General features: G+C 38.2%; 11 protein-coding genes. 9 read left to right on the top strand and 2 right to left on the bottom strand.

The window, feature by feature from the left end:
- Nucleotides 1-2 precede the first annotated feature (2 nt).
- The 8 genes from ACZYRN_RS17195 to ACZYRN_RS17230 all read left to right on the top strand — a co-directional run bounded on the left by ACZYRN_RS17195 (nucleotide 3) and on the right by ACZYRN_RS17230 (nucleotide 9,608).
- Nucleotides 3-845: a CheR family methyltransferase gene (locus ACZYRN_RS17195; protein WP_488912844.1), complete on the top strand. Its 843-nt coding sequence runs from the start codon at nucleotides 3-5 to the stop codon at nucleotides 843-845.
- On the top strand, nucleotides 817-2,913 hold the full coding sequence (locus tag ACZYRN_RS17200) for a PAS domain S-box protein (protein ID WP_488912845.1): 2,097 nt from the start codon (nucleotides 817-819) through the stop codon (nucleotides 2,911-2,913). The genes ACZYRN_RS17195 and ACZYRN_RS17200 overlap by 29 nt, the downstream gene beginning before the upstream one ends.
- Nucleotides 2,914-3,218: 305 nt before the next feature.
- Nucleotides 3,219-4,427 carry a glycerate kinase family protein gene (locus tag ACZYRN_RS17205; protein ID WP_488912846.1) on the top strand — a complete coding sequence of 403 codons (1,209 nt, stop codon included), beginning with the start codon at nucleotides 3,219-3,221 and terminating at the stop codon, nucleotides 4,425-4,427.
- Entirely contained in the window at nucleotides 4,402-5,856 is a 1,455-nt protein-coding gene (locus tag ACZYRN_RS17210) for an SLC13 family permease (RefSeq protein WP_488912847.1), read from the top strand. Before ACZYRN_RS17205 ends, ACZYRN_RS17210 begins: the two co-directional genes overlap by 26 nt.
- A 217-nt stretch (nucleotides 5,857-6,073) precedes the next feature.
- A complete protein-coding gene (locus ACZYRN_RS17215) occupies nucleotides 6,074-6,760 on the top strand; it encodes a response regulator transcription factor (protein WP_488912848.1) in 687 nt (228 codons plus the stop codon).
- Between the two features lie 9 nt (nucleotides 6,761-6,769).
- Nucleotides 6,770-8,128, top strand: a complete 1,359-nt coding sequence (locus ACZYRN_RS17220) for a HAMP domain-containing sensor histidine kinase (RefSeq protein WP_488912849.1) — start codon at nucleotides 6,770-6,772, stop codon at nucleotides 8,126-8,128.
- A complete protein-coding gene (locus ACZYRN_RS17225; RefSeq protein ID WP_488912850.1) occupies nucleotides 8,125-8,964 on the top strand; it encodes a hypothetical protein in 840 nt (279 codons plus the stop codon). Before ACZYRN_RS17220 ends, ACZYRN_RS17225 begins: the two co-directional genes overlap by 4 nt.
- A 140-nt stretch (nucleotides 8,965-9,104) precedes the next feature.
- On the top strand, nucleotides 9,105-9,608 hold the full coding sequence (locus ACZYRN_RS17230) for a divergent PAP2 family protein (RefSeq protein ID WP_488912851.1): 504 nt from the start codon (nucleotides 9,105-9,107) through the stop codon (nucleotides 9,606-9,608).
- Nucleotides 9,609-9,728: 120 nt separating this feature from the next.
- Here ACZYRN_RS17230 and ACZYRN_RS17235 read toward each other — a convergent pair whose 3' ends face one another.
- Nucleotides 9,729-9,884, bottom strand: a complete 156-nt coding sequence (locus tag ACZYRN_RS17235) for a DUF2639 domain-containing protein (RefSeq protein WP_488912852.1) — start codon at nucleotides 9,882-9,884, stop codon at nucleotides 9,729-9,731.
- 465 nt (nucleotides 9,885-10,349) lie between these two features.
- On the opposite strand from ACZYRN_RS17235, the gene ACZYRN_RS17240 reads away from it, so the two are divergent.
- Nucleotides 10,350-11,006: a hypothetical protein gene (locus ACZYRN_RS17240; RefSeq protein ID WP_488912853.1), complete on the top strand. Its 657-nt coding sequence runs from the start codon at nucleotides 10,350-10,352 to the stop codon at nucleotides 11,004-11,006.
- A gap of 61 nt (nucleotides 11,007-11,067) precedes the next feature.
- On the opposite strand, the gene ACZYRN_RS17245 is transcribed toward ACZYRN_RS17240, so the two are convergent.
- Nucleotides 11,068-12,087, bottom strand: a complete 1,020-nt coding sequence (locus ACZYRN_RS17245) for an STAS domain-containing protein (RefSeq protein ID WP_488912854.1) — start codon at nucleotides 12,085-12,087, stop codon at nucleotides 11,068-11,070.
- Nucleotides 12,088-12,469 lie beyond the last annotated feature (382 nt).

Below are 12,469 nucleotides of genomic sequence, written 5' to 3' on the forward strand. Positions count from 1 at the left end.
AATTGAATAATATTGGGGATCAGATTCAAAATAAGTTAGAAGAAATTGAGATTGATTTATTACTCGAAAGCATTTACCGGTACTACGGATTTGATTTTAGAAACTATGCGAGGCCCTTTTTAAATCGTAGAATTTGGAATCGAATTCGCGCAGAGAAAATTTCCAGCGTATCAGCTCTACAGGAGAAGATACTTCATGATCCCTTTGTGATGAAAAAATTGTTTAATGATTTTTCTATTAATGTAACAGAAATGTTTCGGGATCCAAGCTTTTTTTTATCATTCCGAACGAAAATAGTTCCTCTTTTGAGGGACTATCCTTACATTCGTATTTGGCATGTCGGTTGTTCTACTGGCGAAGAGGTCTATTCCATGGCCATCCTTTTACACGAAGAAGGATTATATGAAAAAACGAGAATTTATGCAACAGATATGAATGAAAATGTATTACAGATTGCAAAAGATGGGGAGTTTCCTATTAATCGAATGCAAATATATACTAAAAATTATCTTGCAGCAGGGGGAACGAGGGCTTTCTCGGAGTATTACACAGTGAAACATGACAATGCTACATTCCATTCGTTTTTAACAAAAAATGTAGTCTATGCACAACATAATTTGACGACAGACCGTTCATTTAATGAATTTCATGTGATCATCTGTAGAAATGTAATGATCTATTTTAATAAAGAACTCCAAAACCATGTATACAAACTACTTCATGAAAGTCTAAGCGTATCTGGATTTCTAGGTCTAGGTAGTAAAGAAGGGATTAAATTTACAAGCATTGCAAATTCTTATGAGGAAGTTGATACGTTTGAAAAACTATACAGAAAGATCAAATAATATGTTATCAAGTCCACTCAGGACAGCTGCTATTGACGAGAAAGATTATATAGAAAAAGATCCAAAGATTAATATTTTGATGGTTGATGATCATCCAGGAAATTTGTTGGCGTTGGAAGCCGTACTCAATTCTCCGGATTATAACTTAGTAAGTGCAAATTCCGGTGAGGAGGCATTGAAATGTGTCCTTAAACAAGACTTTGCTGTTATTTTATTAGACGTGCAAATGCCCGGATTAAATGGATTTGAGACAGCAAAGCTCATTAAGGCTAGGGAAAAATCGAAATATATCTCGATCATTTTTATCACAGCGATTAATCAAACAACAGAACATGTTTTACAAGGGTATAGTCTCGGTGCAGTGGACTATATATTTAAACCATTTCATCCTGAAACGTTAAAATTGAAAGTTCAAGAGTTTGTCAAAATTTATCAAAACCATGAAAAAATAAAGCGGCAAAGTGAGTTGCAGCGTCAATCTGAACTAAAGGAAGTAAATAAAAAACTAGAAAGCACTACGTTTGATTTGCGAAAAAATGAGGCGCTGGCAAGAGTTATTGGTGAAACCCTACTGGATACTATTATTACGTTCGATGACCAGGGCTATGTGTTAACCGTCAATCCAGCCGTCAAAGATATGTTTGGCTATTCAATTGAGGAAGTGTTAGGGAAGCATATTGAGAGTCTTCTTCCTGAAGTGAAGTACAATAATGCTGAATCTACTCCATTGCAAATAGATTCTATAAGAGAAAGTACCGGACAACTCTTTGAAGCGATTGCCAAATATAAAAATGGAGAGTTGTTCCCCGCGGATATTCAAATTGGCGAAGCAATCATAGAGGACGAGTACATCTATGTGTGTTCAATTCGTGATATTACGATTCGAAAAAACATGGAGAAGGAGAAGAAAGAACAATATAGCCTACTGGAAAAATTAGTAGAAGAAAGAACGCAGAAACTTTCGTTAGCTAATGAAAAACTTCGAAAAGAAATTGATGAGCGAAAAAAAGTAGAAGAGGATCTTCGATTATCAAAGGAGCATTTTTATAAAATTTTTGAATCCAGCCCTTGTTTAATCGAGATCCGATCATTAACAGATGGAAGATATATAAATGTGAATCAAAGTTGGTTGAACTATACCGGCTATCGCTATGAAGAGGTTGTGAATCAAAAAACAACATTCTTACATATTAAGGGGAATTCAAATCAAGTCAAAAACGAGAGTAATCATTTGGAAATAACAGAGCGTATTCGAAATGCAAAAATACAATATCAAACCAAATCCGGAGATGTTCATGAAGGGTTGTTATCGACTGAGATTTTTGACATACAAGGAGAAAGCTGTGTCTTGAGTGTCATTACTGATGTCACCGAAAATGCCCGGCTGGAGAGTGAGATGGCTCGCTTAGATCGTTTAAATTTAATTGGAGAAATGGCTGCAGGCATCGCTCATGAAATTAGAAATCCGATGACGACCGTTAAAGGCTTTTTGCAATTGTCGAAAAGTGATCCTGAACCTTTCAATATCGAGTACGTTGATTTAATGTTAGGAGAATTGAATAGAGCCAATTCGATCATTACGGAGTTCCTTAATTTAGCTAAAAATAAAGTAAGTTATAAAACACTTCAACACCTTAACCCTATTATTGAAGGGCTTTATCCATTAATACAGGCGGAGGCTTTGTTATCAAACAAGTCGATCTCGCTTCAATTAGATGAATGCCCTAAAGCGTTTATAGATGAAAAAGAAATCAGTCAATTGATCTTAAATTTATCTTTAAACGGTTTAGAGGCAATGACTGAAGGGGGACAGCTCATTGTAAAAACATATAAGGAAAATGAAACTGTTGTTTTAGAAATACAAGATCAGGGGTGTGGAATAAAACCAGAATTTCTCGAAACCATTGGAACCCCTTTTTTTACAACAAAAGAAACGGGGACGGGACTTGGATTAGCGATCTGTTACAGTATTGCTGAACGGCATAATGCTGTCATCGACTTAAAAACAAATGAGCAGGGCACAACCTTTTTTATACGGTTTTATGAAATAGAAAAGGTAAAAGTGTAAAGCAGCAATTCTAGGGACCAATAATGATTAAAAGACTCCGTAATGCAGGGGACGATGAGGAAAAGAAAGACCCTTTTTTAACCATTTTTGAAAGCGCAAACAATTCATTTTAAAAAAGAAACCAGAGCTGAATAACTCTGATTCTTTTTTTTTGCCGTTTTTTAAGAATATAGTGGAGAGAAAAATGGTCTATTTCTGAGAAGTTTTTTTCATTTACTCATCAAATTTTAATGTGATGCTCATTAAACGTTAGTCTTTCAAAGGTATCTTCTTATGTAACAACACGTTACGAGGAGGAAATAGAAATGAAGGTTGTTATGATACCATCAGGTTTTAAAGAATGTCTGGATGCGGAAGAGGTAGCTTGCGCAATGGGAGCAGGTGCGAAACTATTTGATCCGTTCATTAAAACAGAAATGATTCCAATGATTGATGGAGGAGAAGGTTTTGCAAAAGCGATCGTTAAGATAAAGAAAGGTGAACTAATTTACAAAGAAGTTACCGGTCCTATAGGTGAAAGAATCAAGAGCTATTATGGTATTTTTGTAGAAGGACATACGCGGACGGCTGTTATTGAAATGGCTGCTGTAGCCGGGTTAAAGCTAGTGCCGCGTGATCAAAGAAATCCATTGAAAACGACAACGTACGGTGTGGGAGAATTGATTCGTGATGCTTTAAACATCGGCGTGGATAAAATAATTATTGGCTGTGGAGATTCCGGTACATCCGATGGCGGTGCAGGTATGGCGGAGGCGCTTGGCATTCGTTTTCTGAATGATAAGCAGCAGGGCATTAAAGTAAGATGTGGAGAGGACTTATTAAAAGCAGCAACGATCGACCTCTCCTCTTTAGATAAAAGACTGGCTGATATTTCAATTGATGTTGCCTGCAATTGGAACAATGTATTGTGCGGAGAGCGGGGAGTGGCACGAGTGTTTGGCCCGCAAAAAGGTGCTTCTCCTGAGCAAGTTGAGATGCTTTCAATGGCGCTGGAACACTATGCCGGACTGATTGAAAGGTCTATGGCGCTAGATGTCCGTCAGTCTCCAGGAAGCGGAGCGTCAGGAGGGCTGGGAGCCGGGTTGCTGGCATTTACGGGCGCTAAGCTGCATCCGCGTTTTGATTTAATTATGAAGTTTATTCAAATTGAAGAAAAAATAGCTGCGGCTGACCTTGTCATCACGGCGGAAGGCAGTCTAGACTTTCAGACCCCAGACGGGAAAATTCCGTGTGAAGTCGCAAGAATCGCCAAAAAATATAGTATTCCGGTCATCGCCATAACGGGAACAATTGGACGTGGTGCAGAACTTAATTATGATGCGGGAATCGACGCTTATGTAAGTATTATCCAAAAACCTGTCACTTTAGAAAAAGCAATGTTCAAAGCACCCCAATGGATTGAAGAAAGCGTGGAAGGTATTTTGCGTCAAATCAGTATTGGCTTGAAAATGGCCGATCAAAAGATATCTGGTGAAAGGATAGGATCCTATGGCAAAGAGATTGGTCAGATATGAAAGAAAAGAGAGTAAAGTGGCGGGTCTGATCAATGGATTTTCTACGAAAACGCTGGCTATTTCAGCTATTCATGTTCTTTTCTCTCTCTTTATTGTCATGATGGATAATCTGAATTATTCCGCAAAAGTCTCTCTTTTTGCTTTTCTTTCAGCCATGACGCTTTGGATCACCACGAAAATTCCCGCTGGATTTGTAGCTGTTTCGCTCATTGTGTTTATTGTGTTCATGAAGGCTGGAGAGCCGGAATTGCTATACCATTCATTCGGTGAGGAAGTCGTATGGCTGATGCTCGGTTCTTTTGTGATTGGAGAAGCGATTAAACAATCGGGGCTCGCTGAGCGGTTTAGCCACGCTATGGTGAATCGGGCTAAAGATAAGCATTTTGTTATTAAAGCTTTTACATACGCTTTAAGTCTATCTGCTTTTTTTATTCCGTCTACTTCAGGAAGAGCAGCCTTATCTATGCCGATCATCAAGCAGTTAGGTGTCTATTTTTCGGATAGGGAAAGAGAAATACTGGCTGTATTAGCCCCCGTTATTATTTTAATAAGTACTTCAGCTACTTTGATTGGGGCGGGTTCTCATTTAATCGGAGTTGGTCTTTTAGAAGCGACGGCTGCTCAATCCATCTCATTTATTCAGTGGCTTATATGGGGAGTTCCTTTTACGATGACGATGACCCTGTTGACGATGTATGTGATTAAGCTGCTGTTATGGCCAAAGAGTACTGAAACGGACAAACAGTTTACCTCTATAAATGAAGAAGCTGTCCCCCAAAAACGGCCTATGTCCTTAAAAGAAAAAAAGACGGTGGTGCTGCTTGTTGTTTTAATTATTGGATGGGTGACGGAACATATCCACGGATATGAGATTGCGTTTGTGACCATTATCGGTTCTCTTTTATTTATGATGCCTCGTTATGGGGTGATCAGCTGGAAGCAGGGAATAAAAGCAATATCTTGGAACTTACTACTCTTTGTTGCTGCAGCTACAGCTCTCGGAAAAGTGTTGGTAGATTCAGGCGTTGTCGGTTGGGTTGAAAAAGAAATGGTCGGTGTTCTGCATTTATTTACAGGCGTTTCAGAATGGTTTATTGTGCTGTTAATTTTACTTGTGACGGTTACAAGCCATTTATATATTACATCACATACAACACGTGCTATCGTTTTCATACCAAGTTTGTTATTATTTGGACAGACGATAGGCGCAGAACTAGATGCTGTAGTCTTTTTAAGTTTAATAGGCATGAATTATTGTGTGACATTCCCTGTTAGTTCAAAAGCGCTGCTTCTTTATTATGAAGAAGGTGAAATCACATATGATGCCCGGCATTTACTTAAAATCAGTATTGTTCTCATGCCGCTTTATATTTTGGTTATACTCCTGTTTTATTTTACTTATTGGAAATGGACAGGATTATCCATATAAAGTGAAACTTCCATTAGTGGGGGCTCCATCATCCCCACTGATTAATGAGGAACTCAGGTAAAGAGCACCGCATCCTGCGGCAATACCTGAGTGACCAGGCTTAGCCTAGCCTGAACCAATCGGGCCTTTACGGACAGTTTTTATCCTTTTTCGATTCTTTTAAGTCTTGAAGGGGGGACTTACTGCCCGTTAATCTGCGATAAATTGAGGTGGAAAGATGGATAATCATATATTGATTATTGAAGATGATGAAAGCATAGCACGTGTAATTCAGCTCGAACTTGAATACGAAGGATTTACAACAAGCATTGCGCATAGCGGCCGGGAGGGACTGGCAGTTTTGGAAAAAGAAAAGGCAAATTTAGTCATTTTGGATGTGATGATTCCGGAGTTAAACGGGATGGAAGTGTTAAGACGGATCCGTTCCGTAAACGAGGAAGTTATTGTGATTATGCTGACGGCCAGAAATTCTGTTTATGATAAAGTAAATGGGCTGGATTTAGGGGCAAATGACTATATGACAAAGCCTTTTGAAATTGAAGAGCTTCTTGCCAGAATCCGCACACACTTGCGTTTTCATCCAAAACCGCCGGCTCAGCCGCCAGCCGATGTTTTATTCATTCAGTCAATTGCTGTACATATAGGAGCAAGAGAAGTATACGCGGGTGACGTTCTTGTGGAGCTGACGCCTCGCGAATATGATCTATTAATCTATATGGTGGAAAATAAAAACAGGGCGCTGGACCGGGGGCAAATTTTAAATCAAGTATGGGGCTACGATTACTATGGAGATACAAATGTTGTGGATGTATACATACGCTATTTAAGAAAAAAATTGCAGGATTTAAATGATCAGCCGTTCATTCACACAGTGCGGGGCATCGGTTACATGATAAAGGATTGATTGAAAAACATGAATTTAAGAACGCGTATCCAGCTGTCGACAACTGTTTTGTTAATGGTCATGCTGCTTGTTGCAAATGTATCGATTTATTTAGTTTTTGAGCGCACGAGCATTGAATCGGAACAAAACCGATTAGTGAACACTTCTGTCAACATTATTGAAGAGCTCCATACAAATAAGCAAAGCACGATCGAACAGGTTCTTCATGCTTACTTAATTAGCGACGGTATGATTAGAATCATCGATCCAAAAAATAAACCTCTGTATCAAGTAACAACTGACAACGCTTTTCGAGATATTGAAAGTGTATATCGTGATGATCAGTATGAAGATGTTTTGACATTTATGGATTCCAGATTTGTGATTGTTTCGATTCCTATCATGGATGAAAACGGCGTTATCATTAGTTTGCAAATTATTGAAAACATAGATGGGCTGTATTCAAATATTAATGATTTGAAAGGAGTACTGCTTTTCATTTCAGCCATTGTGATTGCCGTACTTTTTATAGCGAGTTGGATACTAGGCGGCGTGATTTCACGGCCTATTCAGCGATTTATTCATACAATGAATATCATCGAAGAAAAAGAAACCTATGAACAAATTACCGTCAATGAAAGCAAGAAAGATGAATTAAACGAACTTGCTATGACCTTTAATCGGATGATCGCGAAATTAGAAGAAAGTTATTTAAAGCAAGAACAATTTGTAGCGGATGCATCCCATGAACTAAAGACGCCGTTAACGGTCATATCGAGTTATGTGAAATTATTAAAAAGATGGGGTGTGACACGCCCTGAAGTAATGGCGGAAGCGATGGATTCAATTGAATCTGAATCTGCCCGAATGAAGTATTTGACGGAACAGCTGCTGCAATTAGCGGCAGCTGAACAACTGGTTGAATATGAAAAGGAACGTACGAATATCGTACCGGTTGTCGATAAAACGATTCAGCGGATGCAGCCCATGTATAAAAATGATGTTCAATTGGTAACGGGTTCACCCGTCATGTACGTGAATGTTCACGAACAGAGTTTTATTCAGCTGCTTATTATCTTATTAGACAATGCGAATAAATACAGCAATGATCTCATTAAAGTGGAACTGATCGAAGAAAAAGACTATATAAAAATAAGCGTTGAAGATAAGGGAACAGGCATACCATTGGAGGCGCAACCGTATATTTTTGATCGATTATACAGGGTGGATAAGACGAGAAGTCGAAAAACGGGTGGAACAGGACTTGGTTTGTCTATTGCGAAAAGGATTAGTGAACAACACGGCGGTTTTATAACGATTGAGAGTGTTGAAGGAATTGGATCTAAATTTTCAGTCATGCTGCCTGCCGTTGGAGGTGTAACCTGTTGAAAGTAAAGTTGGGCTTATTAGCTGTCATATTTTTCGGCTTGTTCTTTATGCTGTATCAAGTTTTAATAAAAGAGGCATCGGTCATTGTTTCTCCACAGGAAGCAGCATTGGTGGCCTCTAAATTATATGATGGCGAAATTTTAGAAAATAAAATGAATAAGAAAAAGAATCAGTACATCATCACGGTTGAAAACGATAAAGGAATTTATCGTTTATCGGTAGACGGTCAGACGGAAAAAATCAGTAATGTTAAGCTGATCGAAAAAAAGAATACGCTGTTAACAGAGGGAGAAGCAAAAGAAAAAATCAGTAATGAATTTAGTGGAACTGTGACAACGATCAAAACATCCGGTGAACAACAACCTTTATTCGCAAAAGCATTGGTGGAAAAAGATCAAAAAGAATTTCAGGTTGTATATGATTTAGAAAAACAAAAGATCATTTCTGCCGTTGAATTGAAAAAGAAAGAAACAGCTTCACAGCCTATTTCCCCTGAAAAAAAGGACAATCCACAAAAAAGTGTAATGTCGGAGCAGCGCTTGAAAGAAATTGCTTTAAGCCAATTAAACGGCAAAGTTTCGAATATAGTTAAAATGGATTCAAAGAATGGATTTTTATATAAAGTGACAGTGGAAAACGAAATAGAGGGTGCACATATTTATGTGCAAGAAAGCACGGGGAAAGTTACTTCCACTTCCTGGTTTTCTAAAATAAAAAAAACGGTCCAAGAAAGTAATGATACAGATGAACAAGTAACTGATGATAATACCGATGACACCGATGATGAGATAGACAATGATAATCAGGATGAAGAGAAAGAGGAAGATGAGGATTAGAATAGATCATAGAATGATAAATAAAAAAAGGGGCATCATGGGAGATTTTTGCATACAAAAATGAAATTTGGGGTATCAAAAGAAAGAAGATAGATGTCCCGGATTGGATTGGACTGGTCCGTGGAGTGGAGGAGTTGCTTATGGAAAAGATGAACAGGGGAATCTGGACGGCTCTGTCGGCGATTAGTATTGCGCAAGGAATGAAAATTTTGACGCATAAAAAGCTAGCAGGGGAGTGGGATTTAAAGCAGGCTTTTACAACGGGTGGCATGCCGAGTTCACACTCAGCAGGTGTAGCGGCATTAGCTTCTTATGTGGCAGCGAATAAAGGATGGCGGCATACAGAAACATCGCTTGCGACCGTGTTTGGCGTTATTGTGATGTATGATGCGCAGGGCATTCGACGGCACACAGGTGAAATTGCAAAGCTTGTGAACGATCTGGAAGATAATATGGCGAAGTTTTCTGGGGAATTTCCAAGCTTTGAGTATGTAGAGCGTGGGAAGAAGCTAAAAGAACTTCTTGGTCATCAGCCAGTAGAAGTAGGGGCTGGTGCGTTGCTAGGTGTTGTGCTTGGGCTTATTTCAGCGAAAATAGAGGATAGCAGGATAGAGGCCAGCCAAAATCGGGTTGCCAGGGGATGATGAGAAGAGTATGCTGCCCCTGAAGATGAAGAATGTTTGAAATGAAAAAGACTGTCGACTATATCGACAGCCGGACCCCATTTTTAAATGGGGTTCTTGCATATAAAAAAGAAAAATCAATCATTTTGTATCCTTTGCATCCTCCACTAAGCGGTAGTAATGGTTATGCAAAACATGTGATTTATAGGTTTCTAATTTATTTCCTTCAATTCTTGAGACGTTAAACTCTTCTTTTAGTTTTTTTACGTACCATCCTTTGGATCCTACATGTGCCATCATAATTCCCCCTGTCTTATTACATAATATGCATGCATAATCGCGGCGGGTTCTGATGAATTCTCCATGTAAGATCCACTGGTTGAACTGCATCCCCTTGTGAGACACTGGCTAATAATGGTTTATTATCATAATGTATAACAGGAAAGTAACAATAGAAATCTTACTTGGAGATTTACTGTGGAGATAAACGATAGAGTGAAAACCCTTAGGAGGGTATAGGTTGATAGGGAGTAATCCATAGTTAAAGAAAGACTTATAGATGCGTGGACATATCTTTTATTCCTTTCGCGAGGAGAAAAATATGTAAAGAATGCTTTCCTTTTAAGTAAAGAGCAGTTAGCTAACATACATTTTCGTACTAGATATTTCCTTGCCTTTTCCAGTAAATTGCAGCATTTCTTGAAGAGTTTGAAAGGAAATAGGAATAGATACGATTAACTTAAAAAAGAGGGAGCGAACCTGATGTTTGAAAGATTAATGATGAAGATTAAAAATCTTTTTAAGGCTGGGAAAAAAGATGAAAAAGGCGTAAAAGAGATTAATCCTAGTCACCAGTTCAATGGAATGATCCTTTTACATGGCTATCTGCAGCGCTTATTTGTTTTTGAAAAGATCCATGCGCAGGTAACCGTGAATGAACAAAAGGAGAATAAATTGACAAAACTGCTATCTTTACTGGATTCTTTAGGCGGCATGTTGCAGCAATTTGAACAAACGAAGCATTTAACAGAACCACAGATTAATGATGGATTGTCTATATTAAATGAAGTCCAACAGATGATGGGCGATTACTTATCGTCTGCGGCCACTTTTGCAAACTTCGAGGAAAAGCTGGCTATTGCAGGATCGACCATCTACGCAGAAGAACATATTAATAACGGGGTGATCAAAATGGGGGAGTTATTTAATCCAGAGATTCAAGATCGCTATATGCAACAAATTCCTTATCATCGGAACAGAGTAGCGTTAGTCAATCAGGTTGTGCATAAAACGCTAAATAACGAACCTATACTAACAGAAGAAGCAGTACAAATTGAGCAATGGTATGAAGATGTTATTCGGAATAAAGAGGGCATTCAGTCAGATTTCCATACGATTCGAACGTTTTTAGCCGCTTAATAAGGATCCAAAAAAGACGATACTTTCTCTAGTAAAGTGTCGTCTGGCGTTATACTGACTTTTAAATGATCTTTCGTCCAAGTTGTCCTAAAGCAAAATAAATTCCATGTTGCAAAGTTTGAAAACAATCAAATTTAGAAAAATCTATATGTGATTGGGCAATGATAACGCCTAGTTTGGAAGAAATTCCAACAAGGATGGTTTCCGTTCCAATAAGAGAGGCTGCAGAACCTATCTTCTCAATAAGACTTGCGGTGTACTCACTTATATCTTTATCCAATCCAGTTAAGTCTAGAACCAGGTAGTTCGCTTTATATGCAGGAAGGTTATTTAACGTTTTGACAAGAAGTTCTTCTGACCGGTCTTCATCGTAATTTCCAAGTAAAGGAACTACAACGATGCCGTCAAGAACGGGGATGATAGGGGAGGAAAGTTTTTTAATGAGCTCCTTCAGGTCTTTTGTTTTATCTTCCACTAGAGCTTCTAAATGCAAAATTTGTTCGGTCTCCTTTTTTCTCGCTAGCTGATGAATATTATTTGAAATCGTAACGTCTGATGGGAAATACTTAACGACAGTATACTCATATCCCTCTAGTTGAGATTGGACTACTTCGTACCAAATATTTGTGCCAAACAGTCCTGAAAATATGCCTGCATAGTGCGCTGGAAGATAGTTGCCTGTCTTTGTTTTTCCTTGTGCCAGGTTAATTTTATGTTCCCAGCTATCCTTAATATAAGCAGTCAGCGTGTTTGTTTCGATATTTAAATCGTAAATAGTGGTCCGTCCCCAGCCAGCTGAAGCATATGTATCCGTGATCAATTGTGAAGCTTCCGGGAGACTGACATCTTTCTTAATATTAAAGTATTCCCCTACTACTAATCCTTGCCGAAACCCTGTCGTCTCAAAAACCAAACTGGACGATTCTTCTCCTGAAACTTCCTCAATCGTATCGAAAAATGTTTTCATGGCAGATGAAATCCAAAAAAGAACAGCATCTTCCTTTTCAAATAGGAATCTTCCTTTTTCCAGTTCCCACTCGAATTTAAGTCCGCCTATATTGATATTTGAAATTGAATCCATCTAGATCCCTCCTTTAAACAAGAAAATTGTATTGTAATTATTACAAAATAATATATGCCATACAACCTGTAGAATATGGAATTTCTCCTTTAATCTATCTTTAAGCATACATAAACAAACTTAAATAAGCTATCAAAATATAGGAGAAAGGAGATAAATCGTCTGCGTAAAATTATATTCATAAAATAAGAATGTATACTAAGGAAGAAAATTGAAGTGGCTGAATGAAAAAAATCCGCAAATATCCAAAGTAAATCTGCGATTAAAGAGGCAGTCATTGACAATGATACTGTAAAAAAATAGCCAAGGATTTTCCTGGCTATACGAATTGAAAATGACTATTGGAACTTGGGCTGTGGAGGGTAATCGTCGAACAATAACA

Source organism: Domibacillus sp. F004 (genome assembly GCF_057814295.1).